10 protein-coding genes are annotated in these 17,247 nt (G+C 45.3%); 7 read left to right on the plus strand and 3 right to left on the minus strand.

What is annotated here, in order from left to right; genetic code table 11:
* The first annotated feature begins 39 nt into the window (after positions 1–39).
* Positions 40–1,326, plus strand: a complete 1,287-nt coding sequence (locus QTN94_RS09740; protein ID WP_331427534.1) for a peptidoglycan DD-metalloendopeptidase family protein — start codon at positions 40–42, stop codon at positions 1,324–1,326.
* 32 nt (positions 1,327–1,358) lie between these two features.
* On the opposite strand, the gene QTN94_RS09745 is transcribed toward QTN94_RS09740, so the two are convergent.
* The 3 genes from QTN94_RS09745 to erpA all read right to left on the minus strand — a co-directional run bounded on the left by QTN94_RS09745 (position 1,359) and on the right by erpA (position 6,163).
* Positions 1,359–4,475, minus strand: coding sequence for an efflux RND transporter permease subunit (locus QTN94_RS09745; protein WP_331427535.1), 3,117 nt, complete (start codon positions 4,473–4,475; stop codon positions 1,359–1,361).
* Between the two features lie 11 nt (positions 4,476–4,486).
* Complete coding sequence (locus tag QTN94_RS09750; protein ID WP_331427536.1) at positions 4,487–5,569, minus strand: efflux RND transporter periplasmic adaptor subunit; 1,083 nt, start codon at positions 5,567–5,569, stop codon at positions 4,487–4,489.
* Between the two features lie 252 nt (positions 5,570–5,821).
* Positions 5,822–6,163, minus strand: a complete 342-nt coding sequence (gene erpA / locus QTN94_RS09755; protein WP_006878298.1) for an iron-sulfur cluster insertion protein ErpA — start codon at positions 6,161–6,163, stop codon at positions 5,822–5,824.
* A gap of 252 nt (positions 6,164–6,415) precedes the next feature.
* Between erpA and hemL the strand changes: the two genes are divergently transcribed.
* From hemL to QTN94_RS09785, 6 genes are all read left to right on the plus strand, one after another.
* Positions 6,416–7,708: a glutamate-1-semialdehyde 2,1-aminomutase gene (gene hemL / locus QTN94_RS09760; protein ID WP_331427537.1), complete on the plus strand. Its 1,293-nt coding sequence runs from the start codon at positions 6,416–6,418 to the stop codon at positions 7,706–7,708.
* A 257-nt stretch (positions 7,709–7,965) separates the two neighbouring features.
* Positions 7,966–9,051: an AI-2E family transporter gene (locus QTN94_RS09765; RefSeq protein ID WP_331427538.1), complete on the plus strand. Its 1,086-nt coding sequence runs from the start codon at positions 7,966–7,968 to the stop codon at positions 9,049–9,051.
* A 79-nt stretch (positions 9,052–9,130) separates the two neighbouring features.
* A complete protein-coding gene (gene rsmC / locus QTN94_RS09770) occupies positions 9,131–10,153 on the plus strand; it encodes a 16S rRNA (guanine(1207)-N(2))-methyltransferase RsmC (protein ID WP_331416878.1) in 1,023 nt (340 codons plus the stop codon).
* Between the two features lie 209 nt (positions 10,154–10,362).
* A complete protein-coding gene (locus tag QTN94_RS09775; protein ID WP_331416879.1) occupies positions 10,363–13,749 on the plus strand; it encodes a response regulator in 3,387 nt (1,128 codons plus the stop codon).
* A gap of 656 nt (positions 13,750–14,405) precedes the next feature.
* Complete coding sequence (locus QTN94_RS09780; RefSeq protein WP_331416880.1) at positions 14,406–16,088, plus strand: ABC transporter substrate-binding protein; 1,683 nt, start codon at positions 14,406–14,408, stop codon at positions 16,086–16,088.
* A 172-nt stretch (positions 16,089–16,260) separates the two neighbouring features.
* A complete protein-coding gene (locus QTN94_RS09785) occupies positions 16,261–17,247 on the plus strand; it encodes an ABC transporter permease (protein WP_331416881.1) in 987 nt (328 codons plus the stop codon).

A 17,247-nucleotide genomic window follows, 5' to 3' on the forward strand; every position in this document is an offset into this window, starting at 1 on the left:
GCTGAGCTTTTTTACTGAATTTTTTAGAACGGACATACGATGTTGTCTCTTTTTGCTCGACTACCTTGGATTCATCGAGCCCTTATCACCTCTTTCAGCGCATTAATTGTCATCGCGCTATTTCTGCCTGCCCCTAACGATCTCCGCCAAAAAGAGAGCAACTATCAAGTGGGTAAAGCTTACCCATTAACGCTGAATATCGATCAACTTGCTCAGCAAGAGTCCATCTCCCCACTTGCTGTTTTACGTTGGGAAAAACACACCATTGGATCTGGTGACAGTATGGCTCTGCTGTTTCAACGTGCTGGGCTATCATCTCGTTTGCTTTATCAACTGACCTCGACCAATAAGGACATTGAGACGCAACTGACTCGAGTGAGACCGGGAGACACCTTCGAGCTGGGCTTTGACACCGACAATGAGTTGATACAGATTAAACGAACTCTCAGCCCCTATGAGAGCTTTCTAGTGACTAAATCCGAAGCAGGTTATCGATCGTCATTTGACAAAAAAGAACTGTTTTACCAATACAACTACGCTGAAGCGAATATCACCTCAAACTTCTGGAATGCAGGCGTCAATGCCGGTTTAACCGCAAACCAAATTATGGAGTTAGCCGGTATTTTTGGCTGGGATATCGACTTTGCGTTGGATATTCGTAGTGGTGACAACTTTAAGATTCTCTATCAAGAGAAGGTGGTTGAAGGAGAAGTCATCGGAAGAGGAAAGATCATTGCAGCGGTATTTACCAACCAAGGGGATACATTCAAAGCCATTTTGGATGATAAAACGGGCAACTACTATGACGAAAATGGCCGTGCAATGAAGAAGGCATTCTTGCGCTCTCCCCTTGATTTCCGTCGTGTGACATCTAACTTTAACCCGACTCGACGCCATCCAGTGACGGGCAAAGTCGTTGCCCACCGAGGAACAGACTATGCTGCACCTGTCGGAACGCCTATTTGGGCTGCGGGTGACGGTATTGTGCAAAAATCTAGCTACAACCAGTTCAACGGCAACTACGTCTTTATTAAGCACAGCAATACTTACATCACTAAGTATCTCCACTTAACAAAACGTACCGTGAAAACCGGCCAGAGGGTTAAGCAAGGCCAGACAATCGGTACCCTTGGAGGCACAGGTCGTGTCACTGGTCCACACCTACACTATGAGTTTCTAGTTAATGGCGTCCACAAAAACGCCAGAACGGTCAAATTGCCACAGTCTAAATCACTCACAGGTTCAGACAAGGCGACCTTCATTGCCAACGCCAAGATCAGATTAGATAAACTGAATCGCTACGGTGAGTTACTTGCTACACCATAAGTCAAAGGCCCGGATAATCCGGGCCTTTGTCATTAATCGGCTTCAATAACTCTATTACCCTGCTCTTCCACTTTATGCTCTTTGCCCAGCATTAATAGACACGGAGTCAATACTAGAGTGAGCACAGTGGCAAACGCTAGGCCACCAGCAACCGCCGTGGCGAGTTGCGACCACCACTGGGTACTGGGTGCACCAAATTCAATTTTTTGGCTGATCAGGTCGATGTTCATTTCCAGTACCATCGGCAGTAAGCCAAGAATCGTCGTTACCGTCGTCAGCATCACCGGTCGCAAACGTTGAACTCCAGTTCGCAGTATTGCTTCTCGCTTATCTAAGCCACGATGACGCAGTTGGTTATAGGTATCGATTAAAACAATATTGTTGTTGACCACAATGCCAGCCAACGCAATAACCCCTATCCCAGACATTATGATACCGAATGGCTTCTGGAATATTAGCAAGCCAACAAACACCCCAACGGTTGAAAATAGTACAGCACTTAAAATTAAGAATGCCTGATAGAAACTATTGAACTGAGTAATCAGAATAAGCGCCATCACCACCAATGCCACAAGAAAGGCATTTTGTAGAAACGCAGAAGAGTTTTCTTGCTCTTCATTCTGCCCACGAATTTTAAACTCAACACCATCAGGTAAACCGAGCTCAGCGACCGCTTTATTTATTTTGGGCAACTCGAGAGCCAAGTTATAACCCTCTTTCATATCCGCCATAATATTGGTGACCCGATGCCCATCAATGCGTCGTATCGTGTCTTGTTTGTGCTCAGGTACGATAGTCGCAAAGTTAGTGATAGGAACTAAGCCAGCTTGAGTTTTGACTCGAAGCTGATCAAAACGACCTATGTCGCGCTTGTCCTGCGGATAACGAACTAAAATGTCGACTTCTTCATTGGCATCATCAGGCAGATAATCACCGATTTTCAGACCATTCGTCACAAACTGGACGGTATTGCCAACTAAAGTAGCATCGGCAGCAAAACGAGATGCGTCATCACGACGAATGTCGATCTGCCAATCTATGCCGTCTTTACTTGACGTATCACTGAGATTGGTAAAAGCCGGATAATTGTCAGCCCAATGCCTAACTTTTTTAGCCGCCGCGTCCAATTCAGTAGGGATCCGAGCCGATAATTCTATCACCAGATCATGTTCAACCGGTGGACCAGCATCAGGGAATTTATACTCAATTTCGACACCAGCATAACCATCCGTTTGGAGCTTGAGTTCCTCTATTATCTCTTTGACCTTACGGCGATACTGCCAATCAACAGGAGTAATCTGAATCTGACCAATTTCATCATCACCACCAGTGCGAGTGTAAACACTCTCAAACTCATCATGATTGAGCATTACCGCTTCAATATCACGAATAATCAAGTCTTTCTCATCCAAGGAAAGATCACCATAAGATCGAACTTTAACCGTGAAAAATGGTGGATCTACCTCGGGGAAAAACTCCGCCCCCAAACCTGCTTTGGCGTAGGTAAAACCAACGCCAATCGCAAGCAAAATAGCGCTAATGAGGATTTTGAACGGGTGCTTTATCGCAATGTCTAAGGTATGGAAGTAGAGCTTAGTGATACCCGTTGCCTTAGAAAAATCGCCATCATGTAGCGCAACCATTTTCTCCCGTTGCGCCTTAGTAACATGCTGAGGTCGTCCTATTAAACTGCCTAAAACAGGCACCAATAGTAGCGCCATCGCTAGAGATGCGCTCAAAGTAGCAATGAGAGTCAGCGGCAAATACTTCATAAATTCGCCCGTGACATCTGGCCAGAAAAGCAAAGGAGCAAAAGCCGCTAGTGTGGTCGCCGTGGAGGCGGTAATCGGCCATGCCATTCGCTTGGCGGCATCACGATAAGCTTCCCTTCTTGGCGTGCCTTCTTGCATACGTCGATCGGCAAATTCAGTCACAACGATAGCGCCGTCAACCAACATACCTACCGCCATAATCAGTGAAAAGAGCACGACAATATTGATGGTTAGACCAAAAACAGACAGAACCAGCAAACCGGTTAAGAATGAGCCTGGAATCGAAATGCCCACCAACAAGGCAGTACGAACACCAAGAATGGCAATGATGACAATCACAACCAGAATGATCGCTGACAAGATATTGTTCTGTAGATCGCTGAGCATCATCTCAACATCTTTAGACTGATCCCAAGTGTATTTGACCATCAGGTTATTCGGCCAATCTGGACGCGTTTGAGCTTCTGCCAACACCGCTTTTATTAACGCAACAGTCTCGATGATATTCTCGCCAGCGCGTTTTTTCGCATCCAGTACAACGGCAGATTTTCCATCTAGCCGTGCGTAGCTTTCTGGATCTCGGAATGCCCGTCTAACGGTTGCCACATCACCAAAGGTAATGACCTGCTTACCATCAACCTTTACAGGTAATTCAAGCACATCTTTCAGCGAATCGAAGACCGAAGGAACCTTAACCGAAAAGCGCCCATACCCGGTATCAACGAAACCTGCGGCAACCACTCTGTTATTTAGTGCGATCAGGTTGTAGATATCCCCCTGATCTAAGCCATAACTTTCCATCAGTAGTGGATCAACAATGATCTCAACAATATCCTCGCGATCACCTGCAATATCCACTTCTAGGATTTGGCGGTAACTTTCCAGCTTATCTCTTAACTGACGCGCTATCTGCACAATAGTCCGCTCAGGTACCGTACCGTAAAGTACGATTGAAAGCGCAGGTTCCTCCGACGCTAAAGTCACTTCATTGACCGTCGGTTCATCGCTGTCGCTGGGTAATTTGGGTTTTGCCAAATCAACCGCTTCACGCACATCAGCCATCGCTTTGTTCAGGTCGACACCAACACTGAACTCAAGCATGACTGAGGCATGACCTTCAGAAGCGGTAGAGGTCATCTCTTTGACCCCTTCAATGGTTCTCAATTCTTGCTCAATCGGGCGAACAAGCAATCGTTCGGCGTCTGATGGCGATATCCCCTGATGGCCTACCGACACATAAATAATCGGAATTGTAATGTCAGGGCTAGATTCTTTAGGAATGGTGATATACGTTCCCGCACCGGCGAATAGAATAAAAACCAGAAGCACCATCATGGTTCTAGTACGAGATAGAGCCGCATCAATCAATGCATACATAGTGTCGGCTCCTATCTGTTTTGCTCAATCGCAATGACACTATCACCATCGCGCACAAATCCCTGCCCGGTAGTGATGATATCGACTTGCTCACCGAGTCCCGTTAACCAAACCCCATCTTGTTCCGCTTTAACCAGCTTTATTGGCACAAATTTGACCTGATTAGCGACCAGTGTTTTGACACCTAAGTTGCCCATTTCATCCAGAGCCAGCATTGCAGGGGTAATTTTAATTGCCAGCTGGTCTTGAAGGTTGAGTTTCACTTCAGCACTGACACCCGCAGGGATTTTCTGCCCAGGGTTTGCCAGTTCAATTTCAATTGGGAAAGTATTGGTTGCAGGAGAGGAGACTCGTGATATGTAACGCACCGCCCCCATGGTTTGGTCACCATTAATAAAACGAACACTCGCTTGCTGATTAAGCTCTAACGCTTGAATGTGTCGCTCACTCACATCTGCTTCAATCACTATCTTGCTGAAATCGAGTAATGTCGCGACAGGATCACCTACTCCAACAAAATCACCCGTTTCAATAAACAGGTGATCCACTACGCCTGTAAACGGGGCTTTTACCGAGGTATTACGCAAAGCGATTTGAGCATTGCTCACCATCGCTTTCGCTTCGACTAAACCTGCCTGAGCAGTAGTAAATGCTACCTCACCTTGCAAGCCTTTACTTTTAAGAGACTGTGCGGCTTTATATTCCTTCTCTTTCACTTTCAGCAAGGCTTCGGCACGCTGCAACTGACTCTCTAAATCGCCCTTATCAATCAGCGCAATCACCTGCCCCTGTTTAACACTTTCACCCTTGTTTACCTTTAACTGGACAATTTTGCCGGCAATTTCTGCCCCGAGTCTGGCCTTTTTATTCGGCGCAGTCCGTCCGTAAAGCTCAATGGTTTTGTGTGTGGATTCGGCGACAAAGGAGGTGAACTGAACTTTGGCTAATGGAATGTCTTCACTCTCTTGGTGAGGCGCGGTGTCTTGTGCTTTCAACATTCCTACCCCTAACCAAAGAGAGAGGAGTAATACCAATATCAGTGACACAAGATAAGGTCTAACCGCAAGAAAACGCAGAGGAGAAATACTCGCCATAACTATCCTTATTATTTCTATATCACATCCAAAATAAACAACAGTAGCGATTTACGGCTACACGTTGTGGATATAGCAATTCACAGTGTTCTACTGCGAATGTATCAATTAGGATATAAATTAACCATCTAAAAATAAAATGACATTGATAACTATTTATCTGGGGTCTCAGTTTCTGGATAAATAAGGAAGGAAAAGCCAATAGTAGATAGGCGATAGGCTGCAGAGGGACTGCAGCCTAGAAAGAGATATTTAAACGCTGAATGAAGCACCGCAGCCACATGTTGTGGTCGCATTTGGGTTATTCACAAAGAAACGCGAGCCCTCAAGCCCTTCAGTGTAATCCACTTGGCCACCCACTAAATATTGAAGGCTCATAGGGTCAACCACCAAAGTCACACCACTGTTGACAATGGTTGTGTCTCCTTCATTCACGTTCTCGTCAAAAGTGAAACCATATTGGAAACCACTGCAACCACCACCAGTAATGTAAACTCGCAGTTTCAGGTTCGGGTTCTCTTCTTCAGCAATCAATGCACCTACTCGCTGAGCCGCTGCATCTGAAAATGTTAGTGGAATATTTACTTCGCTCACGATGATCTCTCTCAGTCGTTTGGCTCCAGAATGACTGAACTTTCTGGAACTTCATCTTTTAATATTAGGGGGATTATCTAATACCTGAGTGAAGCGTTCAAGTATTCACCACTTTTGAAGCAACTTTTTATGCCAATTCTTCTTTATTTGCTGTGAAAGTACGCAGAATGTGCAGCAAAGCGTTTTATTGTATGGGAATCGACAGGTACAATGCGTCCCAAATTGGTCCGAGCAATCAAAAGAGGATATCCCATGACCAAATCCGCAGATCTATTTGAGAAAGCACAGCAAACCATTCCTGGTGGCGTGAACTCTCCTGTACGTGCTTTTAACGGCGTTGGTGGCGCACCGATTTTCGTTGAACGAGCTGACGGCCCGTTGATTTTTGATGCTGACGGCAAAGCGTACATTGATTATGTGGGTTCTTGGGGTCCGATGATTCTTGGTCACAACCACGCGGTAATTCGTGAAGCGGTTATTGACGCAGCGCAGCGCGGCTTGAGCTTTGGCGCACCAACCGAAATGGAAATTGCGATGGCTGAACTGGTTTCAGAACTTGTCCCATCGATGGAACAGATTCGTATGGTGAGTTCAGGCACTGAAGCAACCATGAGCGCAATTCGTCTTGCTCGTGGTTACACAGGTCGTGACAAAATCATGAAATTTGAAGGTTGTTACCATGGTCATGCAGACAGCCTGCTAGTTAAAGCGGGGTCGGGTGCTCTGACGCTTGGTCAACCAAGTTCACCAGGTGTTCCAGCGGATTTCGCCAAGCACACACTAACGGCAACATTTAACGATCTAGACTCAGTGCGCGAACTCTTTGCGGCAAACAAAGGTGAAATCGCATGTATTATCGTTGAACCTGTTGCTGGCAACATGAACTGTATTCCGCCAGTGGAAGGTTTCCATGAGGGGCTACGTCAAATCTGTGATGAAGAAGGCGCGCTGCTGATTTTTGATGAAGTAATGACAGGTTTCCGCGTGGCTCTAGGTGGTGCTCAGGCTTACTACAACATCAAACCAGACCTAACAACATTAGGTAAAGTTATTGGTGGTGGTATGCCAGTGGGTGCGTTCGGTGGTCGCAAAGAAGTGATGCAGTACATTGCACCTACAGGCCCTGTTTACCAAGCGGGTACTTTATCAGGTAACCCTGTAGCGATGGCGGCAGGTTTCGCTTGTCTGAACTTACTCAAACAAGAAGGTAACGAAAAACGCCTTGCTTCTAAAACTAAACAGCTAGCAGATGGCTTTAAGCAACTAGCAGACAACCACGATATCCCTCTTGTCGTCAATCAAGTTGGCGGAATGTTCGGTTTCTTCTTTACCGATCAAGAAAGCATCACCAGCTACGAAGACGTGACTAAGTGCGACATCGAGCGCTTCAAACGTTTCTTCCACCTAATGCTGGATCACGGCGTTTATCTTGCGCCATCGGCTTTCGAAGCGAGCTTTACTTCTCTGGCACACGGCAGCAAAGAAATTGAAGCAACGCTGGAAGCGGCAGATCGCTGTTTTGCTATCATCGCACAACAAGCTTAACCTCTACTGCATATGGAAAAGGCTGCATTGAGCAGCCTTTTTATTGCCAGTTAAACAAGACTAACAAAACCAATCCTGCCATTACCAAGGCAAACCAAGGTATAGAAGGTTTGCTTTTTGATGCTGACTTGCAGCCTTTGTCATTATTACAGCATCCCATGTTTTGACTCACCTCTGATACAAATCTGATTCTTGATTGATAACTGCCTGTTTTAAAGCCATTATACTGATACATCGTCAAACAATTGGACAAGATTGTGTCAGATAAAATTAAAATCACCTCCAGTCACTGGGTACTAGTGATAGCCCTGTTGGCTGCAGCGTTCGCGTGTTTTTTATTGGTAGAGCCTTACATCAATTCGATCGTAATGGCGTTTATCATTTCGCTGTTGATGTTCCCTATTCATGATTGGATTGAGAGCAAACTGCCAAATCATAAAAATGTTGTTTCTCTGCTCTCCTGTATTGTGTTGACCTTTATCATTGTCGTCCCACTGTTGTTTGTCTTTGCTGCTATCGTTCAGCAAGGCTCTGCATTTTCTCAAAACGTTTATCAATGGGTCACTCAAGGGGGCATCCAAACACTCTTCGAACACCCTTGGGTTGTGAAAGGTTTGTCTTTAGCGAACACTTACTTACCTTTCGATAAGGTAGAGCCTCAAGAGATTGCTCAGAAAGTCGCTCAGTTTGCCACGAGTTTTGGCAGTAATCTGGTCGGTATCAGCGCGAAGATTTTAGGTGATGCGACTAACTTCCTAATGGACTTTTTCCTGATGTTATTCGTGCTATTTTTCTTACTTCGAGATCACGATAAGATCATCAGTGCTATCCGCCATATCCTTCCTTTGTCACGCAGCCAAGAAGATAAACTACTAGATGAAGTTGAGCAGGTGGCAAAGTCTGCCGTCATGGGTTCATTCCTGACTGCAATTGCTCAAGGTATCGCGGGTGGACTCGGTATGTGGCTCGCCGGATTCCCAGGTCTATTCTGGGGAACCATGATGGGCTTTGCTTCATTTGTTCCGGTTGTTGGTACTGCGCTCATTTGGATCCCAGCAGCAATCTACCTCTTCCTCATAGGGGATACTACGTGGGCTATCTTCCTGACCGTTTGGAGCGTAGCTGTGGTAGGTTCGATAGACAACTTGCTCCGTCCATTCCTAATGCAAGGTAGCGCTGGAATGAACACACTAATGATCTTCTTCTCTTTGTTAGGTGGTCTACACTTATTTGGCTTAATTGGCCTAATCTACGGCCCGATCATCTTTGCTGTGACCATGGTATTGTTCAACATCTATGAAGAGGAGTTTCAAGGCTTCTTAGATCAACAAGATCGCAGCTAAACAGCAAAACGGTTTAATACTTCAAGATGAGGGAGGATTGTGCGAAAATCCCCCCTCATTTTTTTCTACTGAGTGCTCTATGTCTGCCTATATCGCGCCAAGTCAAATTGCCGAGCGACAACTTGCTTACTTCGAAGGTAAACACGTTCTTGTTGCTGGTGAAGCTGAAGACCTATTTCCTGTTGAACTGGTGAAACACTGTCAGTCTGTAACAGTATTTACCACTAACTATGGTTATCATCGTCAGCTTGAATCCTATTCGCAAATTACCCGTGTCTTTGGTGCAGAGTTCACACAACAAACTCAGGCAGATTTGGTCCTGCTCTACTGGCCAAAAGCGAAAGCTGAAGCCGAGTATCTGCTGGCCATGTTGATGTCCAAACTAGGAACCGGAACTGAAATCGTGGTTGTGGGTGAGAATCGCTCTGGTATTAAAAGCATTGAGAAAATGTTTAAGGACTATGGCCCGATTACCAAATACGACTCCGCACGCCGTTGTTCTTTCTACTGGGGGCAATGTACTCAGACACCCGCAGCTTTCCAACTAGATGAATGGTATAAAACCTATCAGGTTAACTACAAAGAGCGCACTCTGACCATTAAAAGCTTACCGGGCGTGTTCAGTCACGGAGAGTTTGATATTGGCAGTAAACTGCTGCTCGATACCCTACCCGATCTGACTGGCAAGGTTTTAGACTTTGGCTGTGGAGCGGGCGTCATCGGCAGCGTGATGGCGCTCCTTAATCCAGACATAGAGCTAGAAATGTGTGATATCAGCGCACTCGCGGTCGCGTCTAGCCAAGCCACACTCGAAGCTAACGGTTTGACTGGTCGTGTGTTTGCCTCTGATGTTTATTCAGATACCAGCAAGGATTACAACTTCATTATCAGTAATCCTCCTTTCCATGCTGGTCTCGATACTAGCTACAGCGCAACGGAGACGCTGTTGGCAAAAGCACCACAATATCTAAACCCACAGGGACAACTATTTATCGTTGCTAATAGTTTTCTTAAATATCAGCCGATTATTGAGCAAGCCTTCAGTAATTGCGAGACGCTAAATAAGACCAATAAATTCGCGATTTATCACGCTAAGAAGTAGTCGACTTGCCCAATTCTTGCCAAGGATTGGGCAACATCTCCCCTGCCAAAGTAAAAACTGCGCTTTTCTCCACGCTTTCCTTGCAACTTACTTGTCAAAGTAAAAAAACTCGTTAATTTTGTCACTATAGGAAAATAACGTTTTTATCCCGCTTACAGGTTTTTAGGCCCCAACCTTTAAGCCGAACTCTTGGAAACTCTAGTTAGATCATGTTTAAGTTGTATCGGAAACAGAAATTTAAGCGTCTTCAAAACACTCTGATGCTGGCATTTCTGGTCTTAAGTATCACGCCTCTTACCGTTATCGCTATCTTCTTCTTGCAGTCACACACCACTGACTTACAAGAGCAGAGCACATTGCATTTGGTTTCTGTTCGCGATAGCAAGCAGCAGCAAGTCGTTGACTACCTATATGCGAAAGAGTCGGAAGTCATGGGGTTTGTACGCTCAGAGTTAGCGTATGCGAGTGGTGGTCGATTCTACGGCTTGGTCAACGCATTTGGCAGCTTAGGCCTTGATATTGAGCAGGCACGCGAGTACGCACAAAAGCGTTATATCCAAGGTTCGGGCGATCAAATCAAAACCTCTATTTTGCCTCAGTCTAGCCTCTTTAATGGTACAGAACGCTACCGCTTGCTTCATAAACGCTATCACTGGGCTTATCTGGAACTTCTCAAGCGCTCTGATTTCGATGATATCTTATTGGTTGATCGAGAAGGAAACGTCACTTACTCGGCGTTTAAATATGACAATTTCGGCACTAACTTGCTAACTGGCAAATATAAAGATGCCAACTTAGGACACACTTTTACCAAACTAAGAAATCTGGTCACTGAAAAACGTAAAACGAACGAAGACTTTACGCCGGTTATTATTTCAGATTTTGCCCAAGAGCAAGGCAAGTCAGTTGCATGGCTAGGCGCACCCATTGTGCAGCAAGGTTATCTGCACAGCTATGCCATGTTTCGTCTGCCGAATAACGGCATCACCAAGCTCATAGCTGATACCAAAAACATCCCTTCGATGAAGACCCTTTTGGTTGGTGCCGATCATCAATCCCGTACTCTCGCATACGAGCAGGAAGATATTGATAAAAGTCGACAAGTGGTGGAGCTCGCCTTGTCTGGATTAACCAGCTTTGGAACCTACTCTAACTCAGAGAAAGAGGCCATCATTGCCGCCTACGCCCCGATTTCGGTTAAAGGTATCGACTGGGCACTGGTCGTTGAAGTACCAGAAAGTGTTGCCTTTGCTCGCATTCATCAACTTGAAACTGTGTTTATTTTCGCGATGTTAACGGCAATCTTACTGGTTGTTATGGCCTCCCACTACCTGTCCAATTTCATCACATCCCCACTTCTTAAATTGACTTGGGCTGCCGAGAAGGTATCTGCTGGCGATCTTGATGCCACCATGATCAACACGCAGCGTAAAGATGAAATCGGACGTCTTGCGGTCAGTTTTGAGCGAATGCAACGCTCAATTCGCGAAAAGATCCTCTTAATCAAAGAGCAAAATGAAGAGCTAGAAAGCAACCTCAAACTCATTCAAAAACAAAATGATGAGTTACAGCTCGCCAATAAACTCAAAGATGAATTCTTAGCGACAACCTCTCATGAGTTACGAACGCCTTTACACGGTATGGTGGGGATAGCCGAAGCACTCACTTCAGGAGCTAACGGCCCAATCACAGCAGAACACAAATACCAGTTAGATATCATTATCAGCAGTGGTCAGCGTCTTGCTACCTTGGTTGATGACTTACTTGATTACCATAAGATGCGTTATGGAAACTTGGATATCGACACCAGTGCCGTAGATTTATCCGGTTCAACGCGCTTAGTACTTGAGCTTTCTTCCCATCTGCTAGGCAACAAACCCATCAGAATTATCAACCAAGTACCTAGTGAACCCGTGTGGGTCAGTGCCGACCCGCAAAGACTTGAACAGGTGCTATATAACTTGGTTGGCAATGCAATCAAATACACCAGCGAAGGCAAAATTGTCATTTCCGCGAACGTTATCGACGATCATATTCGTGTTCAGGTCGTTGATACTGGCCAAGGTATTCCAGCTGACCAGCTCGAACATATTTTTGAGCCTCTGATTCAAGCAGGCAGCGACTCAAGCCGATACCGTCAAGGCGCAGGATTAGGTTTGTCTATCAGTCGTCAGTTGATCGAACTGATGCAAGGTTCTTTGTATGTGAGTAGTCAGCCTATGGTTGGCACCACGTTCAGCTTTACATTACCTATCGCGAGTGAAGAGCAAATTCAGCAAGCAAACCACTATGAAGCGCCCCACTTTATCGCGCCGGATAGCGGAGAGATAGAGTTAGCCGAACCTGTTAGCCTACCAGAAAACCCTGAAGGTCCTCTGCTACTCGTAGTTGATGACGAGCCCGTGAACCTTAGAGTCTTGGATAGTTTCCTAAGACTGGAAGGCTATCGCGTACGCACGGCTAAAGATGGTCACGAAGCACTGGAATCGATTGAGAAAGAGAAACCAGAGCTACTGTTACTGGATATTATGATGCCAGGTATGAGCGGATATCAGGTGTGTGAAACGGTTCGTAAAAAGTACGATCATGCCGCCCTGCCTGTCATCATGCTGACTGCTCTTAATCAAACGGATGACCGAATTCGCGGGTTTAACGCTGGGGCTAACGATTACCTGTCGAAACCATTTAACAAGCAAGAGCTTGCTGCCCGTATCGTTGCCCATCTAACGGCCAGCAAAGCTGAACTACGCCGACTTGAGAACCAGCAACTCCAGCTTGAACTCAAGCACCGAGCAATGGTTGAAGCCAGCCTGTTAGAAACACAAGGACGCCTACTAGAGCAACTAGAAACGGCGCCAGAAGCCATCATCTGTATTCGTGAAGATAACAAGATTCGCTTTGCCAATGAGGCGGCTTCAAAGCTATTTAAACGTTCCACCGAACAGCTAAAACGCTCAAGCGCTGACGAACTTATCGCACCCAAATTCCTTAATGTTGAACAAGAGCATTACTGCGGTACGATTGATGTTTACGTCGAAGATGTCCGACAGCACCTTTCTGCGGATATTTTGAAACTTCCACAAGGTTCAGGCCTGCGTTCGATTTACATCTTCAACGTTGGCGGCAGCATCAATGCAAGCCGCATTAATAACTTGGAAAGCGCAATTGAAGCGTTGTCCAGTTTTGCCTTTGAAGGTGATAAAGCCAAACTGCAAGAACTCAAAGAGCTGGGAGGAGAGTTTACGCGATTGGCTGATCGAGTTGCCGGAGACAGTAAATCCAAACAAGATATTATGCGCGAAGTGTTAGTTGACGCGATGACAAGCGCACTCAACTACTGGGAGTCCGTCACAGGACAAACCAAGTTCTCGTTCGCAGAACAAAGTGGTTTATGGCGCGTCTATCTCGACCGCAGTACTTTGCAAACGCGCACACTCGACAAATATCTACGTGCCGAGACGCTACCGAAAACACCACGCTGGAGAACGGTTCTAAGCTCACTGGATTACATCCTAGAGCACTGCAATGAACAAGGCCCAGAGAGAACGCATATTGAAGGGCTAAGAGATAAACTTCAGCACTTACTGACAAGCTAATACACCTTCAATGCCAAACTAAAAAGCCCGCAGTAAGCGGGCTTTTGATTCTCATCATTTTGCCTTGATTAATACTCAAATACAGTTATTACGACTCGTAAAACAACCTATTGCTTGCCGCCATTTAGCCGCTATTTTTTTGTCTAGCAGGTACCCCAATTGATACAAAACCACCAACAATGCGTAAAAAGAACTCAGTTTGCGAAGCCAATCACAACAAGACGGCAGTTTTAATTTAACCCCAAAAATTAACAGAAAACCTCCAAGTGACCCACATCTCACATTTTACTTCCATAAAAGCAAGCCTTATAAAATAAAGAAAATGAAGTTAGCAACCACTCACAAAAAAAACTGGTGCACATGGACTATTGCGACTCACTTCAAAGGCCTTTTCGTGATTACAATTTAATCAAATTTGTTTTTTTTAACAGTATTAACGGAGATGGTGATGGTTTTGACGTTTTTAACGGGAATAGCAATTGCGAAAATTGACGTTAAGGTGTTTTCTTAGTGTGCCTAAGGCCTACAGGCCACTCTGGATTTTCATATCACCTCCGATTGAAAATCATTAACAAGAGGTGGGCCTTAGTGAGTGTTTATCAATTGATGACATTCCATTCCATAAGTGAAATGAAAGCAAATAGTAAGGAACAGCTATGCTTGCCAACATAAAAAAAACAGCACTAGCAACAGCAATTATTGCTACAGCAACTACCGGATTCGCATCGGTAGCAACAGCCGCTGAACGTAGTGAACTAACTATCCACCCTAAAGAGTTCACAACTTTTGTTCGTAACTTTAACCCATACTTAGGTGCAACTCACTTGCACACTACTTGGGACTTCATCTACGAGCCTCTAGTTGTGTTCAACGAAATGCACGGTAACACACCAGTATTCCGTTTAGCAGAAAACTTTAAAATGGCTGACGACCTAAAGAGCGTAACTTTCGATATTCGTAAAGGCGTGAAATGGTCTGACGGCGAAACATTTGATGCTAACGATGTCGTGTTCTCTTTCAACCTAGTTAAAGAGAAGTCAGAGCTAGACCAAAGCGGTATCAACTCTTGGGTATCTTCTGTTGAGAAACTAAATGACTACCAAGTTAAATTTAACCTAACAGAAGCGAACTCAAACGTTCCTTACGAAATTGCTAAAGTACCAGTTGTACCTGAGCACATTTGGAAAGACGTGAAAGATCCTTCAACCTTCACTAACGAGAACCCTGTAGGCTCTGGTCCATTTACAGAAATCGATACGTTCACTGCTCAGCTATACATCCAGTGTGCTAACCCGAATTACTGGGATGCAGACAACCTAGATGTTGACTGTCTACGTGTTCCTCAAATTGCAAACAACGACCAGTTCCTAGGTAAAGTTGTTAACAGTGAAATGGACTGGACGTCTTCATTCATTCCTGACATCGACCGTACTTACGCTGCGGCAAGCCCTAATCACCAGTACTGGTACCCGCCAGCAGGTACTCAGGCATTCGTTGTTAACTTCAAAAACCCTGATGCAGCGAAGAACGAAGCACTTACTAACGTAGACTTCCGTCGTGCATTCTCTATGGCTCTAGACCGTCAAACTATTATCGACATCGCGTTCTACGGTGGCGGTACAGTGAACGACTTCGCATCTGGCCTTGGCTATGCATTCGAAGCTTGGTCTGACGAAAAGACTCACAGCAAGTACAAAGGCTACAACACATACAACGTTGAAGGTGCTAAAGAGTTACTGAAGAAAGCGGGCTTTAAAGATGTAAACAAAGATGGTTTCGTTGACACTCCATCTGGTAAGTCTTTCGAGCTACTAATCCAATCTCCAAACGGTTGGACTGACTTCAACAACACCGTTCAACTTGCAGTTGAGCAACTTGCTGACGTAGGCATTAAAGCGAAAGCACGTACTCCAGATTTCTCTGTTTACAACCAAGCAATGCTTGAAGGTACGTACGACGTAGCTTACACAAACTACTTCCACGGTGCAGACCCATACACTTACTGGAACAGTGCTTACAACTCAGCACTTCAATCTGGTGAAGGTATGCCTCGCTTCGCGATGCACTTCTACAAAAATGACAAGCTAGATGGCCTACTAAACAGCTTCTACAAAACAGCTGATAAGAACGAGCAGCTAGAAATCGCTCACGGCATCCAGCAAATCATCGCTTCTGACCAAGTTACGATTCCTGTAATGTCTGGTGCTTACATGTACCAATACAATACAACTCGATTCACTGGTTGGTGGAACGAAGAAAATCCAAAAGGCCGTCCAAACATTTGGGCTGGTATCCCAGAGCGTCTACTACACGTACTGGACCTAAAACCAGTTAAATAAGTAGTTGTTCTAACGATGCGGCATACGCTCTGTATGCCGCAAAATCCCCCAACGTTTTGATGTGTTCTTTATATGGCGCCAGTCGTCAGGGGATTGTTCGCTCTAAATTTTGTTTTCGCTAGGAGCGACCTGAAACCAGAAACAGGGAAAATCTGGGTAAGTAAGGTGAGTTATGGGTTATTTTTTAAGACGTTTGTCGTTCTATTTGGTCGCATTGTTAGTTGCTGCGACATTAAACTTTATTATTCCTCGTGCAATGCCGGGTGATCCGGTTACCATGATGTTTGCTAACGCTTCGGTCCAAGTAACGCCGGAACGTATCGCTGCAATGAAAGAGCTATTAGGCTTTGTTGATGGCGGGTTGTTTACTCAATACATCGCCTACATGAAAAACATCCTAAGCTGGGAACTTGGAACATCAATCCAGTTCTACCCACTATCTGTTAACAAACTTTTGGGTGGAGCATTTGGTTGGTCACTATTCCTAGCTGGTAGCGCCGTTATCCTCTCATTCTCAATAGGTTCGATACTAGGTATCTTTGCTGCATGGAAACGTGGCAGCAAATATGACGCCTTCGTAACTCCTGGCATGCTTATTATTCAGGCCGTGCCTCAAGTTGTAATCGCAATGTTGGCGCTATTTATCTTTGCGATTGGCCTAAAGTGGTTCCCAACTGGCTATGCATATACCGCAGGCACCGTGCCTGATTGGACAAGCTGGGCGTTCTATAAGGATGCCGCATATCATGCTGTGCTACCTCTATTCTGTGCTTCGATCATTCAAATTGGTGGCTTCCTAGTCAACATGCGTAACAACATGATCAACCTGCTTGCAGAAGACTACATCACGATGGCCAAAGGTAAGGGTCTGAGTGAGAACCGTGTGGTATTCAACTACGCAGCGCGTAACGCTCTACTTCCTAGTGTTACTGCACTTTCAATGTCGCTAGGTATGGCCATCGGTGGTCAGCTAATCGTTGAAATCATCTTCAACTACCCGGGTCTAGGTACTGTATTACTTAACGCTATCAACGCTCGTGACTACCAAGTTCTTCAGGGTCAATTGATCATCATGACGATGTTTATGCTGTCATTTAACCTTATCGCCGACATGCTTTACGTAGTACTTGATCCTCGCCTTCGTAAGGGAGGGAAATAA

The sequence above is a fragment of the Vibrio sp. M250220 genome (assembly GCF_036533795.1).
Lineage (GTDB): Bacteria > Pseudomonadota > Gammaproteobacteria > Enterobacterales > Vibrionaceae > Vibrio.